This is a genomic window from Pseudonocardia sp. Cha107L01 (genome assembly GCF_052566575.1).
Map to the genome: position 1 here is coordinate 9,687,658 of NZ_CP199579.1, position 18,089 is coordinate 9,705,746.

The window sequence follows — 18,089 nt, forward strand, 5'->3', positions numbered from 1 at the left end:
CCCCTTCAGTGGATCTCCCGACGCCGTTCACGTGCGAGAACGATCCGCCCTAGAGACCGCGGCCACAACGAAAGATCCACTAAAGGGGACGCCATTCACGCTCTGGAACTCAGCGCGCCACTACTCCTGGTGACTGCACGGCCTGGGACAGCTGTGCCTTGACCTGCCGGGCCACCTCGTCGGCGAGCACCTCGGCGTGATCGCCGAGAATCCCGAGCATGGTCTGCTCCGCGACGGTGGCGGCGGAGATCTTGGGCGCATCGGCCCACGCGGCCGCCTCGGTGTCGACGAAACCGCAGTGCACTCCCACCACCAGCGTGCCCTGCTCGCTGAGGCCCAGCCGCAGCGCATTGGTCAGCGACCACTGGGCCGACTTCGACGCCGCGTAGCCGGGACCGGCCGCCGAGGCGCGCCAGGACGCCACCGACAGCATGTTGACCAGCGCGCCACCGCCGTTGGCCGCGAGCACCGGGGCGAACGCCCGGGAGACGGACCAGGTGCCGAGGTAGTTCACCTCCAACTCCCGGCGCGCCCCGTCCAACGAGCCGTCGAACAGACCCGTGCCGGTGGCGATCCCGGCGTTGTTCACCACGATGCTCACATCGCCCGCCGCCTCAGCCGCGGCGGCGACCTGGGCGGGGTCGGTGACGTCCAGCCGCAGCGGGGTCAGCCGGGGGTCGGTGACGGTTGCCGGGTCGCGCACCCCCGCGTACACCTTCGCGGCACCCTGGTCGAGCAGCGCCTGCGTGAAGGCATAGCCGATACCGCGGTTCGCGCCGGTGACCAACGCTACGGCTCCGTTGATACGCATCCTCATGCTCCATTCCCGTAGACCGGACTCGGTCTTCTTCTGCAACCTAGCTCTTGGTAGGAAAAGTCAAGTCAGGGCTGAGCTATTCCCCTGGCTCGGTGGCGATCCGACGCATGGACATCGGGATGGCGGATCCGCGCCGACACCAGATGCGAGCCGGACGCACCAGCTACTTGCTCGGGCCCTCGTCCGGGCTCATCCAGCCGAAGCTCAGCTCGACCGCGCGCTGCCAGTTGCGGTACTCGGCGGCCCGGTGCGTCGGGTCCATCCTGGGCAGCCACTGCGCGGCCCGGTGCCAGTTGCGCCGCAGCCCCTCCAGGTCCGGCCAGTAGCCGACGGCAAGCCCGGCGGCGTACGCGGCGCCCAGCGACACGGTCTCGAGCATCATGGCCCGCACCACCGGCACGTCGAGCACGTCGGCCACGGTCTGCATGAGCAGGTTGTCCGAGGTCATGCCGCCGTCGACCTTCAGGGTGGACAGGGTCAGCCCGGAGTCGGCGTTCATCGCGTCCACCACCTCGCGGGTCTGCCAGCCGGTGGCCTCCAGCACCGCGCGGGCCAGGTGCCCCTTGGTGATGTACGAGGTCAGCCCGACGATCATGCCGCGCGCCTCGCTGTGCCAGTGCGGCGCGAACAGCCCGGAGAAGGCCGGCACGATGTAGCAACCGCCGTTGTCGGTCACCGTGCGGGCCAACGTCTCGATCTCGGGCGCACTGGAGATCAACCCCAGGTTGTCCCGGAACCACTGCACCAGCGAGCCGGTGACCGCGATCGAGCCCTCCAGCGCATAGACCGCCGGCTCGTCGCCGATCTGGTAGCCGACCGTGGTGAGCAGGCCGTTCTTGGAGCGGACCGGCACCGTGCCGGTGTTCATCAGCAGGAAGCTGCCGGTGCCGTAGGTGCACTTGGCCTCGCCGGGCAGGAAGCACATCTGGCCGAACAGCGCGGCGTGCTGGTCACCGAGCGCCGCGCCGATCCGGATCCCCGGCACGATGCGGCTGGACGTGCCGTACGCCGAGGCCGACGAGGTGATGGTGGGCAGCATCGCGCGCGGGATGTCGAAGAAGGACAGCAGCTTGTCGTCCCAGGCCAGCGAGTGCAGGTTCATCATCAGGGTGCGGCTGGCGTTGGTGGGGTCGGTGACGTGCACCCCGCCGTCCGGACCGCCGGTCAGGTTCCAGATCAGCCAGCTCTCCATGGTGCCGAACAGCACGTCGCCGCGTTCCGCCCGTTCCCGCAGCGCCGGCTTGCGGTCCAGCAGCCAGCGGATCCGGGGCGCGGAGAAGTAGGTGGCCAGCGGCAGCCCGCAGTGCTCGAGCACCTGGTCCGCGCCGGGTTTCCGGGACAGCTCGGTGACCAGCGAATCGGTGCGGGTGTCCTGCCAGACGATGGCCCTGCTGACCGGGACGCCGGTGTGGCGGTCCCACAGCACGGTGGTCTCACGCTGGTTGGCGATGCCCACCGCGACGACGTCCTGGCTGTCCACGCCGGCGTCGCGCAGCGCCTGCGGCATGATCTTGGACAGGTTGCGCCAGATCTCGACCGGATCGTGCTCGACCCAGCCCGGCCGGGGGAAGTGCTGCTGGTGCTCCCGCTGGGTGACCGACAGCAGCTGACCGCGCCGGTCGAACAGCATGCACCGGGTCGAGGTGGTGCCTTGGTCGATCGACATCACGCAGCGTTGCGCCATCGAACCCTTCTTCCGCACCGGCCCCACTCACCACCTGGCGGCCCCCAGGTCCCGGGACACCGCGCGAGCAGCGTCCCGAACATAGTTGACGAGCCGAGGGTCTGGGTGACCCTTTCCATCCAGAATCCGCTCGGTGGCACCGGCGATGCCGATCGCGCCCACCACCAGGCCACCATGACCCCGGATCGGTGCGGCAACACTGGCCTGGCCGGCTATGTACTCCTGGATCTCGTCCGCCCAGCCGGCCTCGCGCACTCCGGTCAGCACGCGGGCGAGCCCGGTGCCCGTCACCACGGTGCGCCTGGTGAACGGCTCCAGCTCGGACCGCCGCAGCGCGGTCGCCAGGTCGGCGTCGTAACTCAGCAGCACCTTGCCCATCGCGGTGGCGTGCAGCGGCAGCAGCGAGCCGACGTCCAGGGTCTGCAGCGTGTCGTCCGGGCGGAAGACGTGGTGCACCACCAGCACCTTGCCGTCCAATGGGGTACCGATCCGGACCGCCTCACCGCTGCGCGCGGCCAGCGCGTCCGCCCAGTTGATCGCCCGCGAGCGCAGCTCGTTGACGTCCAGGTAGCTGGTGCCCAGGTGCAGCAGCGCCGCGCCGAGCTGGTACTTGCCGGTCGCGGTGTCCTGCTCGATGAAGCCGACACCCTGCAATGTGCGCAAAATGCCGTGCGCGGTGCCCTTCGCCAGCTCCAGCGAACTGGCGATCTCGCCGACCCCGAGCCGCCCGGAACCACGGGCGAGCAGCCGCAGGATCGCCGCCGCCCGCTCGATCGACTGCACCGGACCAGGCACGGGGGAACCGTAACCACGGCGGCCAGCGTTCGACAATGCCGAACTACCGCCGCTCACTCTCCCGTGTCACACTCGCCCTCAACGGCCGGAGCACAGTACGGGCCGGAGCTAGATCTGCATAGCGTTCGACATTGTCGACTCAGGTTTGTTGTATGCGTGTGACCCCTCTCATAGCGTTCATGGCATCGCACGGTGTGAGAACAAGTCAAGGAGCTTCCAATGACGGAACGGCTCAGAGCGAAAGGACTGCTCGGAGAGCTACTCGCCGAGTTCGCCGGCACCATGATCCTGATCTTGTTCGGGGTCGGCGTCGTCGCCCAGGTGGTCGCCGGCAAACTCGGGGACCACGACAGCATCGCCTGGGCCTGGGGTCTCGGCGTGGTGCTGGGCGTGTACGTGTCTGCCGCGATCAGCGGTGGGCACATCAATCCGGCGGTGACCTTCGCGCTGGCGGTGTTCGGCGACTTCCCGTGGCGGAAGGTGCTGCCGTACTCGCTGGCACAGACCGCCGGCGCGTTCGTGGCCGCGCTGCTGGTGCGGTGGAACTACTCCGAGGTGCTGGCCGCCGCGGACCCGGGGCACACGGTCAAGACCCAGGGGGTGTTCTCCACGCTGCCGGGCAACGGGACGCTCCCGGTCGGTGACCTCGGCGCGCTGCGCGACCAGATCATCGGCACCGCGATCCTGTTGTTCATGGTCGCCGCGCTCACCGACGCGCGCAACAAGGCAGCGGCGGCGGCCAACATGGTGCCGGTCGTGATCGGTCTGCTCGTCGTCGGCATCGGTATGGCGTGGGGCACCGACGCCGGTTATGCGATCAACCCGGCCCGTGACTTCGGCCCCAGGCTCGCGTCGTTCATCACCGGTTACAGCACGGCCTGGCTCGACCAGAACGGCGATCCGTACTTCTGGGTACCGATCGTCGGACCACTGGTCGGCGGCGTCATCGGCCTGGGACTGTACAAGCTGCTCGTCGGTCGCTTCATGCCGCCGGCGGAGCCGGTCGCGACCACGCCCAAAGCCCACCTCGAGAACGCCTGAGCGAATAGGAAACCCACGGACATGGCTGATTTCATCGGGGCAATCGACCAGGGCACCACGAGCACCCGTTTCATGGTGTTCGACCACAGCGGCAACGAGGTGGTCCGCCACCAGCTGGAGCACGAGCAGATCCTGCCCCAGGCGGGTTGGGTGGAGCACAATCCGACGGAGATCTGGGAGCGCACCAGGGCCGTCGTGGAGACCGCGCTGAGCAAGGGCAAGCTGGGCGCCTCCGACCTGGCCGCGGTGGGCATCACGAACCAGCGCGAGACAACCATGGTCTGGGACCGCAAGACCGGTCGGCCGTACTACAACGCCATCGTCTGGCAGGACACCCGCACCGACCGGATCGCCACCGCGCTGGACCGGGACGGCCGGGGTGACGTGATCCGCCGCAAGGCCGGGCTGCCGCCGGCCACGTACTTCTCCGGCGGCAAGCTGCAGTGGATCCTGGAGAACGTCGACGGCGTGCGCGAGGCGGCCGAGCGCGGCGACGCGGTCTTCGGCAACTCGGACACCTGGCTGCTGTGGCACCTGACCGGCGGGGTCGACGGCGGCGTGCACGTCACCGACCCGACCAACGCCAGCCGGACGATGCTGATGGATCTGGAGACGCTGGACTGGGACGACGAGCTGCTGTCGTTCTTCAACGTGCCCCGGCAGATGTTGCCGGCCATCAAGCCGTCCTCGTGCCCCGAGTGCTACGGCAAGACCACGAAGAACGGCCCGTTCGCCGGCGAGGTCGCGCTGACCGGTGACCTCGGCGACCAGCAGGCGGCCACCGTCGGTCAGGTCTGCTTCAAGCCCGGCGAGGCCAAGAACACCTACGGCACCGGCAACTTCCTGCTGCTGAACACGGGCACCGAGCTGGTCCGCTCGAAGCAGGGCCTGCTCACCACGGTGTGCTACCAGTTCGGCAAGGAGGCTCCGGTCTACGCGCTGGAGGGTTCGATCGCGGTGACCGGGTCGGCCGTGCAGTGGCTGCGCGACCAGCTGGGCATCATCTCCGGCGCCGCGCAGTCCGAGACCCTGGCGCGTCAGGTCGAGGACAACGGCGGGGTGTACTTCGTCCCGGCGTTCTCCGGGCTGTTCGCCCCGTACTGGCGCTCCGACGCGCGCGGGGCGATCGTCGGGCTGTCCCGGTTCAACACCAACGCCCACCTGGCCAGGGCCACCCTGGAGTCCATCTGCTACCAGAGCCGGGACGTGGTGGAGGCCATGGCGGCCGACTCCGGAGTCACCCTGGACGTGCTGCGGGTGGACGGCGGGGTGACCGCCAACGAGCTGTGCATGCAGATCCAGGCGGACATCCTGGGTGTGCCGGTGTCGAAGCCGGTGGTCGCCGAGACCACCGCGCTCGGTGCCGCGTACGCGGCCGGGCTGGCCACCGGGTTCTGGAAGACCACCGAGGACCTGGTGCAGAACTGGAACGAGGACAAGCGCTGGAACCCGACCTGGAGCGAGGACCAGCGCCAGGAGGGCTACGCGAACTGGAAGAAGGCGGTCACCCGCACCCTGGACTGGGTGGACGTCGGCTGATCGGGGGCGGTGGCGCGGGGCCGGCGGGTGTGCCGGCCCCGCGTCGCGAACTCATCCCGCGAAGAATTCCGGTGCTCGGGCCGGACGGCGGACCGTAGCCTCCGCCCATGCGTCTCGGACTCACCGCGGGTAGCCCGCTGGAATGGCTGGCCCTGCGGCTCAACCTGGTGCCCCGGCCGGTGATGGACACCCAGCTGGCGTTCACCCTGGCCCAGGTCGTGATGGTGGCCAGCAAGGTCGGTCTTTTTGATGCGCTGGAGCCGGGCCCGGCCACCGCCGAGGAGATCGCCAGCCGCTGTGACATCAGCCCGTTCGGCACCGCCAAGCTGATGCCCACGCTGGTCAGCTCGGGTTACCTGAAGGCCCGCGGGGAGACGTTCTCGCTGACCAGGATGGCCCGCAAGTGGCTGCCCTCGAGCAGCCCGAACTCGCTCGCGGACAAGCTGGCCTTCCAGTTCCGCGAGTGGACCTACCTGGAGCGGTCCGAGGAGTTCGTCCGTACCGGCAAGCAGCAGGACTTCCACAACTCGATGGACGACCACGACTGGGGGCTCTACCAGCGCGGCATGAAGTCGATCTCCGCCGCGAGCGCCGGCCCGGTCGCGGCCAGGATCCCGATTCCGGACGGCGCCACCGACCTGCTGGACATCGGCGGTTCGCACGGCACGTACTCGGTCGCGCTGTGTCGCCGGCACGCCGGGCTCAACGCCGTCGTGCTGGACCTGCCGGACGCCGTGCGCCACTCCGCCCCGCTGCTGGCCGCCGAGGGCCTCGGCGACCGGGTCCGCCACCAGGTGGGCAACGCGCTGACCGACGACCTGGGCACCGAGGCTTACGACGCGGTGATCATCGTGGGCGTGGTCCACCACTTCACCGAGGACCAGAACCGCGAACTGGCCGCCAAGGTCGCCCGCGCGCTGCGCCCGGGCGGCACCTACACGATCGCCGACTTCTTCCGCCTGCCGCACCCGAGCCAGGCCGAGCAGCCCGCCGCCCTGATGGACTTCTACTTCGCCCTGACCAGCGAGTCGGGCACCTGGTCCCCCGCCCAGATGGCCAGCTGGCAACGCCAAGCCAACCTGACCCCCGCCAAACCGACCCACCTCCCCGGCGGCTACCTGGGCCTGCAGTCAGCCACCAAACCGAGGTAGTTGCGCGCTGAGCAGCGAGCGGGCGGCCACGCGGTTGTGGAAGTTGGCCGGCTCACGTGGCGTCATGAGTTCGAGTCCGTAGCGGGCGTCCTCGGTGGCTCCCACCGCCAACTCCCCGGGGCCGGCACTGACTCGTTCCGCTGGTGAGGTCAGGTGCTCCAACCTATACGACGTACAGGCGCCAGCTTGAAATATGGCTATACACCGTACAGCTGTCAAGCAAGGTCGCGCACCGCACGAGCCAACCGACACCAAGCAGCGAACCAGAGCCGCGGCAGCGAAGCGGCACAAAGCAGCGAACCCGCACAGGGGGGCAAGGGGCGCAGCCCCAATACACGAACCAGAGCCGCGGGAGCGAGAAGGTGGCGCCGCGCGGTCAGGAACCCGCCGCACCGTGGGGGGTATGGGGGGCTCGGCCCCCCAACTGATGGCCGGAGCGAGCCAAGCCCGCGTTGTCCGCGGGCATGGCTCGCCCATCTCGTGGAGGTGCCGGGAATCGAACCCGGGTCCTTCGGCGCTTCACAAGGGCTTCTCCGTGCGCAGTCAGCGTTGCCTCTACTCGGATCCACCGGTCCTGCTGACAAGCCGGTGTGACGATCCCAGTCGCTGTTTGATGTCCCGCCCGACCCCGCGACCGGGTCGGACGGTGAGTCCCCTAACTGGTGCCGGACTCCGGAGCGGGAACGCCCCCGGGCCGACAGACGCTAGTCCTCGCTCAGGCGGCGAGGGCGAAAGCGTCGCGCTTAACCTGTTGGTTGGCGCTTAATTGGTGTGCGACGCGTGTGGTTAACGAGTTCATCGTCGCCTTCCTCGACACGCTTCCCCTTGATCGACGTCCGAAGTCGAAACCGTTCACCCCCTGGGTGCTGCTGTGTGACTGCAACCGCTCCAGGGTAACGCGTCCGGCAACCCAGATCTTCCCGCCGGGCCGCGGCTCGCCCCGACAGGGCCAGATCCGCCCGGCCGGGACCCACTCGGCTGGACGCTCAGTCCGCGCTCAACTGGTCGAGCCGGAGCAGTCGGGCCGGGGTGTTGTGCAGTACCGCGCGCAGGAAGTCGGCGCCGAGTCGGTCGTCGGCCGCCGCCCAACCGTGGATCGCGCGGAGCTGCTCGGCGTACGGGTACGGGATCTGTGGGAAGTCGGTGCCGAGCACCACCCGGTCGGCCACCTGCGCCAACCGCGCCGGCCAGTCGGGCGGCAGCGCCATGGTGGGCTCCATGAACGGGGTGCCGACCATCGTGGTGTCCACGTACACGTGCTCGTAGCGCTTCACCAGCTCCAGCGCGCCCGCGTAGTCCGGCATGCCGGCGTGCGCCAGCACCGTGACCAGCTCGGGGTGCGCGCTGAGTACCTGTTCGAACACGTCGAGCCCGGTGAAGTTGCCGGACAGCGGACCGTGCCCACAGTGCACCACCACCGGCACGCCGGCCTCGGCGAGCAGCCGCCAGGCCGGGTCGAGCAGCGGGTCCCTCGGGTCGAAGCCGCCGACCTGCACGTGCACCTTGACGCACCGCGCCCCGGCGTCCACGGCGGCGCCGAGATAGTCGGTGACCTCAGGTTCGGGGTACAGCGTCGCGGTGCGCACGGCGGCCGGCGTGCGGGCGGCGAAGTCCCGCAGCCACCCGGTGAGCCAGGCCGCCATGCCGGGCTTGTGCGGGTACGCCAGCGGGGCGAACCGCTGCACGCCCAGCTCGCCCAGCACGGCCACCCTGGTCGGCTCGTCGAACCGGTACTCGATCGGCCACGGGTAACCGTAGTGCTCCTGGGCCTGGTCGAAGTACGCCCACACCTTGCGCGTGACCGACTCGGGCAGGAAGTGCACGTGCATGTCGATGAGGCCGGGCAGCCCCAGCTCAGCGGTCCAGCGGGGCACGTCGGCGTCGTCCGCCGGCGGCTCGGGCAGCCTGGCGGCCGTCACTCCGTGCCCCTCACTCCATGCCCTTGGCGCGCCGCCCCACTGCTCGGCTGATCTCGCGCTGGGCGTCCCGCTTGGCCAGGTCGTTGCGCTTGTCGTAGCTCTTCTTGCCCTTGGCCAGCGCGAGCTCGACCTTGACCTTGCCGTCGGAGAAGTACATCCGCAGCGGTACCAGGGTGAGGCCGCCCTCGCGGGTCTTGCCGATCAGTCGCTCGATCTCGGCCTTGTGCAGCAGCAGCTTGCGGGTGCGCCTCGGCTCATGGTTGGTCCAGCTGCCCTGGGTGTACTCCGGGATGTGCAGGTTGCGCAGGAAGATCTCGCCGTCGTCCACCGTGGCGAACGAGTCGACCAGCGAGGCCCGGCCAAGGCGCAAGCTCTTCACCTCGGTGCCCTGCAGCATGATGCCGGCCTCGTAGGTGTCCAAGATCGCGTAGTCGTGCCGTGCCTTGCGATTCGACACGATCACCTTCTGCCCCCGTTCCTGCATAGCTCCACCCTACGACCTACCGCCGCCGAGTTCCGCTCACACAGCCCGTCTACCGCCGACACAGCCGCTCGAGCCGCTGTGTCGAGCCACTGGAGCTGTGTGAGCGCAATGAGCTACGGGGTCAGCGCGGCGTGGAGGCGGGTGGCGATGGGGGCGAAGGTGTCGAGGTCTGGCCAGGTCCAGCGGACTACGTGCAAGCCTGAGGCGCGCAGGTTGTCCTCTCTGACCTTCTCCTCGAACACCGCGTCGCCGGGCTCTTGGCCAGGTCGCAGCAGGCGACCATATTTGATCTTGCCGTCGAACTCGGCGACGGTGCGCCGGTCCGGCCAGGCGAAGTCGACACGGCCGACCAGTTTGCCGCCGTGCCAGACCTCCCACTGAAGCGTCGGTGCTGGCAACCCGGCGTGGAGCAGCGCCACCCGGCTCCGTGACTCACCAACACTCTCCGAGCCCCCATTGGCGAAGGCGACCGCTCGGCGGGCGGCCGGCACACCCCGCCACCCGGTGGCCCGCTGGATCGCGGCGGCCAACGACTCCGCCGTCACCAGCCCGCGCCGGAGCGCGGCGTCGATGGTCACCACGGCGGAGCCGAAGGGCGAGGTGCGGGCCAGGTCTACGGCCGTGCGGGCCGGACTGGTCACCCACGCATCCCCGACGCGGACGATCTCCTCCGGGGCCAGCGGCGCCGAGTGCACGACCACGGAGCGGCCGGCCCGCGCCCCGGTCGGGCGCGCACGCGTCACGTGGACCCGCTCGAGCGGCACCCGCCACACCGGCAGCCCGTACAGGACAGCGGCGGAGACGTGGCTGACCACAGCACCGGGCGCAACTCGCCGAATCTCCGCGGCGACGGACAGTGTGTGGCGCTGCACCGGATCGGCAAGTCGCTGATCGTCGGCGGAGACGTACGCCCCTCGACGCACGACGGCCAACTCGCCCGCACGGCGGCCCCGCTGTAGCTCACTGTCGGCGAACCCGCCCGCAATCAGAGTCGGCCGGAAGAGCAGAAGAGGCAACGAATCGTCCACCCCACAACCCTGCCCACCGCGAGCCGAGCCCACAGCGAGCACACTCTCCCCTGTGCACAACGGGTTAGGGGATAAGGCTTGATCAAATGAGCCCAACCCGGACACCGTCACGTTGCGTAGCACAGGCGCGCGTAGGCACGCTGGGTAGCGGGCGAGACCGGGGCGCGGCGGGCGAGTACAGAGCGTGACAACGACCTCTGCCGCCGGTTGGCTGTCACCGTGTGTAGCGGGATGGGGAGGCCTGCCAGGTGCGCGAATGCGGCTCGGTGTGAGCGCTGGCTACGGTGACGGTGTGTAGCCAGGCAGGGCATTGTTGGCCCGCCGGGTGAGGGCCAGCCTCGGTGACGGTGTGTCAGCACTTGGTTGGTGGCGTCGCGGCGCAGCCTTTTGCCCCGTTGTGGCTCTGGGGGTGCGATGGTCGTGTCGAGCGCTCCGCACTAATCAGCACGACCCCGTCCGCGACCCGCGAGACTTGGCCGCTGTGATCCCACCACTCGCCCACGACCCCGAGCCCGCGTTCCTGGGATGGTCGCTGAGGCTGAGGTGTCCTCGTCCGTGCGCCGGTGTGCGCCCGGTTCGACCGGATGTTCGCTAGGCTCCGGGCGTGGGCTCGGATGCGGAGCAAAGGCTCCAAGCAGCACGCGATGTTGCTTCTGAACGGGAATCCACGCGCAAAAGAGTGCTCGGAAGGCCCTCCCAAGGGTCGCTCGCCGGGCTCCGTCCTGAAATCGCCGCTCAGTGGGATCCGGAGCGCAACGGTAATCTCGCTCCGGACCACGTGACCTCGGGTTCTGATCGCCGAGTCTGGTGGCGTTGCCCTCAAGGCCCCGATCACGTGTGGGAAGCGACTGTTAGCAACCGCACCACACTCGGTACGGGTTGCCCATGCTGCGCCGGCTTCAAGGTCTCGGTCACGAACTCGCTCGCTGCGAACTATATCGACCTGGCGGCGCAGTGGGACATCGAGCGCAACGGGACGTTGAAACCCGAGGGCGTCGCGGCTGGGTCTAATCGCAAGGTGTGGTGGCGCTGCCCCGCAGGACCGGATCATGTCTGGGAAGCAAAGATCGCCCATCGAACCAAGTCCAGGAGCGGCTGTCCATTCTGCGCTGGGCAGCGGCCGTCGGTCACCAACTCACTCGGGGCGGTTCGGCCGGATCTGGCCGTGGAATGGCATCCGACCCGCAACGGCGAAACCAGCCCCAGCGATGTGGTCGCAGGGACAACACGCAAAGTGTGGTGGCAGTGCCGACGAGATCCGGCACATGAATGGGACGCCAAGGTTGTCTCCCGAACCAAGGGCCGTGGCTGTCCTTATTGCTCCAACAAGAAGGTGGGCGAGGGAAATCGACTGACCAAAACCCATCCGAATCTCGCGGCTCAGTGGCATCCAGCTAAGAACGGGGACGTCACGCCGCAGGACGTCGTGGCTGGGTCAAACAAGCAGGTCTGGTGGCGATGTTCGACCGACCCAACACACGAGTGGAACGCCACGGTTGCGTCCCGAACCAAAGGCGGAGGCTGCCCGTACTGCGCGAATAAACGAGTGTCAGGATCCAAATCTAATTCGCTCGCGGTAGTTCGCGCAGACCTTGCCCGGGAGTGGCATCCGACTAAGAACGGGGACGTCACGCCGCAGGACGTCGTGGCTGGGTCAAACAAGCGGGCATGGTGGCAGTGTTCGATCGACCCAACACACGAATGGGCCACAGCAATCTCGAATCGCTCCCACTCCGGTACGGGATGCCCGGACTGCGCCGGACAGCGCGTCACCGACGCGAACTCCCTGGCAAGTCGCTTCCCCGAGTTGATCGTGGAGTGGCACCCAACCAAGAACGGCGACTTGAATCCCACCCAGATCGCTGCGACGTCGCACAAGAAGGTGTGGTGGGTCTGCCCGACTGACCCGACACACGAGTGGCAGGCCGGTTCCGCGAGTCGTACCCGCGAACGCGCCCGCTCTGGCTGTCCCATCTGCGCGAATCGAGTCGTGACGGGCACGAACTCGTTGGCCGCAGTGCGTCCTGACATCGCGGCCGAATGGCATCCGACGAAGAACGGACCGTTGGGACCCGGAGACGTGGTGGTGGGCGCAGGCCGCAAGGTTCGGTGGCGATGCTCGACGGATCCCTCACATCAGTGGGCTTCAACCGTGGTCAGCCGTACCAGCGGTGGCACTGGATGCCCCGCGTGCGGCCCACGATGGTCGGTCCACGCCGTGCGCACTTTGGTCGCATCTTTACGCGAGCACTTGGACAGCTTCACCCCCGCGGAACTGTACGTCCTGTTCCAACAGAGCGGCATGGCACAAACAAGGCGGAAGTCCAGTGCCTTCGTTCGCGCTCTCACCACTGGGCGCTTCCCAGCGGAGGAGCTGGAGAAGTTCATTGAGGGTGACGCGTCCATCGTCGACGAGTTCCTCACGGAACCATCACAGACGCTTGAAGCCATCGAGGACTCAAAGTTCCGTACGCTACCGGACGAGTTCGCCGAACCGGCTGTCATCACCACCGAAGCGTTCTCGGACGACGACAGCGATCTGCCGGTCGTCCACACCGGCCAAGTCCTCGGCGCGCTGGATCTGCCGATAATCTCAACCGCCGATGAGGAGGCGATCGAGTTCCTCCTAACCTCGGCCATTGCAAAAATCTGGAAGCACGCCTTCCTCAATGAGGTTGAGGCAGTCGCCGAGGCGGAGGAATACGAAGGCAGCACCTACGCCGAGACGGTACGAGCACGGTTCTTGGACGAGTATCGGTCAGCTCGTGATCTTCCGACTCCGAGCGGCTACACCTTCATGGTCGACGGCGTAGACCAACCCCCAAACCTCATGCAGCGCCTCGTTGCTGTCCGCATGCGAGATCGTCGCCGAGTCGGCAACTGGTCGGGAACCGGCGCCGGAAAGACCCTGTCCGCCGTACTCGCGAGTCGCGTGATCGATGCCCGCCTCACCGTGGTGTGTTGTCCCAACAGTGTAGTCAAGGGGTGGCAAGAAGCCATCCTCAGCGCCTTTCCCGACAGTGTGGTCACAACGAAAACGTTCGACGCAACCTCGTTCACCGGCGCCGATGAATTGGGGTTTAGTCGAGCCTCCGAATGCGGGGGTCGCCGCTATCTCGTCCTCAACTACGAAGCGTTCCAGCAACGAAACTCCGCAGCCAGGATCCGCGCCTTCGTTGAACGCGAGCAGATCGACTTCGTCATCATTGATGAGATTCACTACGCCAAACAGCGCCAGGTCGAGAACATGTCGCTGCGCCGGAGGCTCGTGGCCGCCCTGGTATCCGCCGCTGGCGAGCGCAACCCAGACCTGCGCGTTCTCGGCATGTCAGCCACGCCGGTCATCAACAACCTCCAAGAAGGCAAAAGCATGGTGGAACTCGTCACCGGCGTTGCCCACGACGAGCTAGAGACAAGGCCGACGCTGCCCAACTGCATGGCGCTTCATCAGCGGTTGTCTACGCTTGGCATCCGGTGGCTTCCCGCCTACGAGATGGCTTTTGATCAGGTCGAGGTCCCCATCGACTGCGGCGACCTACTGGAAGAGATCCGGGCTCTCGGCAACGGGGGTTCACCGCTTGCTCTAGAACAGCTCCTCACCCGCGCTCGGTTGCCTGTCATACGTGAGCACGTGCAGCCGAAGACCCTCATCTACACGCATTACTTGGAGGGAATCGAGAGGCCCCTGCGGCAGGAACTGGAGCAGGACGGCTGGAAGGTCGGCTCGTTCACCGGCGAGGACAAGTCCGGCCTCGACGCCTTCATCAACGGCGACCTTGACGTGCTCGTGGGCTCACCCGCCATCGGCACAGGGGTAGACGGACTCCAGCAGGTTTGTAACCGCCTAATCGTCAACGTCTTGCCCTGGACCCACGCCGAGTTCGACCAGCTCAAGGGCCGGGTCTACCGCCAGGGCCAGCGCAAGGGCCGGGTCACGATGGTACTGCCGCTGACCTTCGCCCAGGTCGGTGGCGAGCGGTGGTCATGGTGCGAGTCGAAGATGTCCCGTTTGCGCTTCAAGAAGTCAATCGCAGACGCAGCCGTCGACGGTGTCGTCCCCGAGGGCCAGATTCGGACTCCGGCGCAGGCCTACCAGGACCTACTTGCCTGGCTTGAGCGCCTCGCCACCGGTGAGGTGCAAGAGGTTGCTCGGACCCCTATGCGCGTCCCGCTGCCCGACACCGACCCCACCGATATCCAGCGGCGACAGCGCCGCTACGGCGACTTCTCGGCCATGAATCAACGGTGGAACCGGACTACCAGTGACACCACTCACCAGCGACTCCAATCCAATCCTGAGGAGTGGGCGCAATACCACACGCTCTACCGACAGGCTCGTCGAGACTGGGTCGTCGTGCCGTATGAAGAGATGATCCAGTGGTGTACCGAGCGAGAGGGCTTGACCATCGGTGACTTCGGTTGCGGCGAGGCCCTGCTTGCCGAGGCGATCTCGGACCGTCACACCGTGTACAACTTCGACCACGTCGCCGCAAACGACCGAGTGACCGCGTGCAACATGGCGCACGTGCCGCTGGAGAGTCAGAGCCTTGACGTGGCGATTTTCTCCCTGTCATTGATGGGCGCCGACGTCACCGAGTACCTAGTCGAAGCCCATCGCACGCTCAAGCTCGACGGACACCTGCACATCTTCGAGGCCACCTCACGGTTCGCCGATCGAGACGGCTTCTTAAGGAACTTGCAGCAGCTCGGCTTCGATGTGCGGAGAGTGGAAGACAGGTGGAAGTTCACCCATTATTGGCTGCTCAAAAACGAACGGATGCCGAAGGTGGGAGTGGAGCTCCACTTCTGATCGGAAAATGCCAAGCCGGCCTGGGCGCGGGAGTGGGCGGACTGAAGGTCCCCATGGCCCGGGCCGGGATTGAGGGTACCGCTGGGGTGGGCGACGAGCACCACGATCTCTCGGTTACTGCCGGTCCGCCGGATGACGTCCCGGACCCGACTTGGCTCACACATTGGTGCGCACCGTCGGGCTCGGCGATGTGCACGAGTGCGTTGCGTAGGTCAGAGTCATGGGGAATCGGGTCTTCGGCGTTCAGCAAGCCTGTCGCCGGCGTGGTCACGGGTCCTGGAGCCCGTCCTGTGGTGAGCCAGCCGAGCGCGTGATCACCGGAGGTGATGCTGTGGCTCGCGGCATCCTGGAAGCCGGCCGAGGTGAGCAACACACGGACGTCGCCCTCGGCCTCGTAAAGCCGATGTTCTCGCGCGGGAAGTCGCGCTGTGCCGGCGGTGGTATGTCCGCTCGACAGCGGTAGCCCAGAGCGAGAACGGCGCCGGAGGGCAAGGTTGCGCGCATGCCGCTTGAGCACGGCTGCATAGTGCACCTACCAGGGGCCGGTGGTGCGCGATCCTTGACGATCGGTACATAGCAGACTTGGAAAGCGTGGTGGCTGTTACAGCCCCCCGCTGGCTGGCAGTACCCGACCGGCCGCTGGTCAACGTCGATAGCAACGTCGAGGATCTACCGGACCATTCGCCCATCTTGGGGGTCCGTGCCATGAGGTTCCGGATCGGCAACAAGCGTGGTGCCGTTACGCGGGCGTGTGTCGGCGATGACTTGGCGGTCACAGCCGAGACTGAAACGCCGCCTGAAGAAGACCGCACGGCCAGTGCTGAGTCGCAGGTCGCGCGGGAGTTGATGGATGCGGTCAGCCAGTGGCGAGATGGCGGCGGTCGGCTGCTCTTGGACGAGATCGATGCTGCCTTTGTCGACGCGGCGGATGCCTTCCGACGGCGGCACCGGCGCGATTTTCACGGTGCCTGCTTGAGGCTCCGCACCGTCGCAGAGGCCGCGCAGCGCTACGACCCTGTCCCCGACAGAGCGGGCCAGCGATACTGGGAGCAATTTTTATACCACCGCGTCCGTGCGGCCAGCGTTGGAGAATTTGGTAGTCGCGCGGTAGCTCCAGATGAGGCCCTTATCCGTCGCGTGGACGAAGAAGCGATACCTTCCGGAACTTTTCGTGCACACTTCATCGACCGGTTGTGCAAGATCGCACCAGATCCACCCACACTGGTTTTGGCATGCGATAGTTGGTGGAATAGGGGAGCTTCTCGCTTCAACGATGAAATAGTGGCAAGCATGCAGGCAATCACTCACGCATCACAGCGAAATGACCTGCCAGCCCTTCGCGCAGCGTACGTTCAGCTTCGCTTAAGCACGCAAGCCGCACAACAGTATGCGTTGCCGCCAGGCGAGGAACATCAGAAACTCTGGATTCAGTTCCTACAGCACAATCTGCGCTCGGCCAATTTCGGAGAGCTGGCTGCGTGCGACAATGACGCAGCACTCATGGACCGTGCGTCTTATGAGATTCAGCAGGCAGGAATAGTAGCTGAGAAAATGGCAGATGAGGTTAATCTAATCACCGAGTCGAATAGAGTCTTCAAAAACAAAGCGAGTCCAATTGACAGTAGACCTACTCCACTATCGGGCCATATCCCATGGGACGCTTCACTCGGGGAGGAGGCTATCGTAGGTAGCGGCTTGCCGGCCGCCAAGTCGCCTCAGCCGTCCGGGCTCGCCGGCGCGGTGGCTGACTGGCGAGATCGCGGCGGCGGAGGATTTATCGAAGAGCTTGGCGCGGGCGCCCATGAAGTGAACGTGGCGCATAATCGACGAGACTTACAGGGCTGCCGCCGCGCCTTTCTAAACCTCCGTTCCACTGCCAAGAGTGCTCAGCGCCACGCGCCGGTCCCGGACGAAGAGGCTCAGCGATACTGGACTGGGGTGCTGCAACTAATCATCCGTACCGCAAACTCCATAGATCTCAGTACCCGTGGGGCGCCGAACCCCGAACTCCTCGCCCTGTTGCCCGGGAAAACGGACGAGATCGCGGTTCACTTCAGGCAATTCGCCGCTCGCCTAAACGCTATAGGGGGCGAAGCGACCGCCGCCCAGGAAACTCAGGCAAAGCTAGTTCCTGCTACCACTTCGGAGAGCGATCCCGCTCTCCAGCCGCTGATGGCGGAGTGGCGGGAACGAGGCGGCTTGCGACTCCACCGTGATCTCGCAACTGCTATCCGAGAGCTGAGCGTTGCACTAGAACAACGGGACGTGCGTGCCGTTGGCGCGTGCGTAAAACTCCGTGGCGCAGTCGGGGAGGCCCACCGACACGCTTCTTTCCCTGACGATGAGGCGCAAGCGTACTGGGCGGCTGCGCTGCGGCTTTGCACCGATGCGTCCAACTCAGGAGAACAAGGCACACGCGAGAGCAAGATAGATCTTCTTGATCATGCATCGATTGAACTGCAAGCCGCTAAATCGTCATTGCGGCAGTTTACTGCACGACTTGATGTGATTAAGAAGGCGATTATCTCGCGGCAAGAGTCCTTGGCAATGGAGACTCCTCAGACTAACAGCGATGTTGCGGCAGTGAAGGGTGATGGAACAGTGCCATGCTCACATTGCCGCCAGCAGATAAACGCCAGCTCAAATTTCTGCAACCATTGCGGCGACAAAGTAGAGCGATGATCTCGACCTACGATCCGACTTGGCTCAAATTAGTGCGCAGTTCGGGGCTCGCGGATGCGCGTGAGCGCTTCGTGTAGGTCTTCGAGCTCGCCCTGCCCCGGCCAACCCGGCGGGAGACCGCCTTGAGCGCTTCGATCGC

Annotated in this window: 11 protein-coding genes, 1 other RNA gene and 1 pseudogene; 6 read left to right on the plus strand and 7 right to left on the minus strand. The window is 66.5% G+C overall.

The window, feature by feature from the left end:
- Positions 1-109 precede the first annotated feature (109 nt).
- The 3 genes from ACTXG6_RS45695 to ACTXG6_RS45705 form a co-directional block, all read right to left on the minus strand.
- A complete protein-coding gene (locus ACTXG6_RS45695) occupies positions 110-811 on the minus strand; it encodes an SDR family oxidoreductase (RefSeq protein WP_445185536.1) in 702 nt (233 codons plus the stop codon).
- A 169-nt stretch (positions 812-980) separates the two neighbouring features.
- Positions 981-2,501, minus strand: coding sequence for a glycerol kinase GlpK (glpK, locus tag ACTXG6_RS45700; RefSeq protein ID WP_445185537.1), 1,521 nt, complete (start codon positions 2,499-2,501; stop codon positions 981-983).
- Positions 2,502-2,528: 27 nt separating this feature from the next.
- Positions 2,529-3,296, minus strand: a complete 768-nt coding sequence (locus tag ACTXG6_RS45705) for an IclR family transcriptional regulator (RefSeq protein ID WP_445185538.1) — start codon at positions 3,294-3,296, stop codon at positions 2,529-2,531.
- A gap of 219 nt (positions 3,297-3,515) precedes the next feature.
- On the opposite strand from ACTXG6_RS45705, the gene ACTXG6_RS45710 reads away from it, so the two are divergent.
- From ACTXG6_RS45710 to ACTXG6_RS45720, 3 genes are all read left to right on the plus strand, one after another.
- Positions 3,516-4,337, plus strand: coding sequence for an MIP/aquaporin family protein (locus ACTXG6_RS45710; protein ID WP_445185539.1), 822 nt, complete (start codon positions 3,516-3,518; stop codon positions 4,335-4,337).
- A 21-nt stretch (positions 4,338-4,358) separates the two neighbouring features.
- Positions 4,359-5,876: a glycerol kinase GlpK gene (gene glpK / locus ACTXG6_RS45715; RefSeq protein ID WP_445185540.1), complete on the plus strand. Its 1,518-nt coding sequence runs from the start codon at positions 4,359-4,361 to the stop codon at positions 5,874-5,876.
- Positions 5,877-5,983: 107 nt separating this feature from the next.
- Positions 5,984-7,027: a methyltransferase gene (locus ACTXG6_RS45720; RefSeq protein WP_445185541.1), complete on the plus strand. Its 1,044-nt coding sequence runs from the start codon at positions 5,984-5,986 to the stop codon at positions 7,025-7,027.
- A 478-nt stretch (positions 7,028-7,505) separates the two neighbouring features.
- Here the strand turns inward: ACTXG6_RS45720 and ssrA are convergent.
- The 4 genes from ssrA to ACTXG6_RS45740 form a co-directional block, all read right to left on the minus strand.
- Positions 7,506-7,887, minus strand: a transfer-messenger RNA (tmRNA) gene (gene ssrA / locus ACTXG6_RS45725).
- A gap of 126 nt (positions 7,888-8,013) precedes the next feature.
- Positions 8,014-8,946 (minus strand): amidohydrolase family protein, encoded by a 933-nt coding sequence (locus tag ACTXG6_RS45730; protein WP_445185542.1) that lies wholly within the window; start codon positions 8,944-8,946, stop codon positions 8,014-8,016.
- Positions 8,947-8,956: 10 nt separating this feature from the next.
- Positions 8,957-9,430 carry an SsrA-binding protein SmpB gene (smpB, locus tag ACTXG6_RS45735; protein WP_445185543.1) on the minus strand — a complete coding sequence of 158 codons (474 nt, stop codon included), beginning with the start codon at positions 9,428-9,430 and terminating at the stop codon, positions 8,957-8,959.
- A 113-nt stretch (positions 9,431-9,543) separates the two neighbouring features.
- Entirely contained in the window at positions 9,544-10,353 is an 810-nt protein-coding gene (locus tag ACTXG6_RS45740; RefSeq protein ID WP_445185544.1) for a hypothetical protein, read from the minus strand.
- A gap of 784 nt (positions 10,354-11,137) precedes the next feature.
- Between ACTXG6_RS45740 and ACTXG6_RS45745 the strand changes: the two are divergent.
- The 3 genes and pseudogenes from ACTXG6_RS45745 to ACTXG6_RS45755 all read left to right on the plus strand — a co-directional run.
- Positions 11,138-12,646: pseudogene (locus ACTXG6_RS45745) on the plus strand (zinc-ribbon domain-containing protein); the annotation flags it as partial.
- Positions 12,647-12,676: 30 nt separating this feature from the next.
- Positions 12,677-15,268 (plus strand): DEAD/DEAH box helicase family protein, encoded by a 2,592-nt coding sequence (locus tag ACTXG6_RS45750; protein WP_445190297.1) that lies wholly within the window; start codon positions 12,677-12,679, stop codon positions 15,266-15,268.
- 582 nt (positions 15,269-15,850) lie between these two features.
- Complete coding sequence (locus ACTXG6_RS45755; RefSeq protein ID WP_445185545.1) at positions 15,851-17,950, plus strand: hypothetical protein; 2,100 nt, start codon at positions 15,851-15,853, stop codon at positions 17,948-17,950.
- Positions 17,951-18,089: the final 139 nt, after the last annotated feature.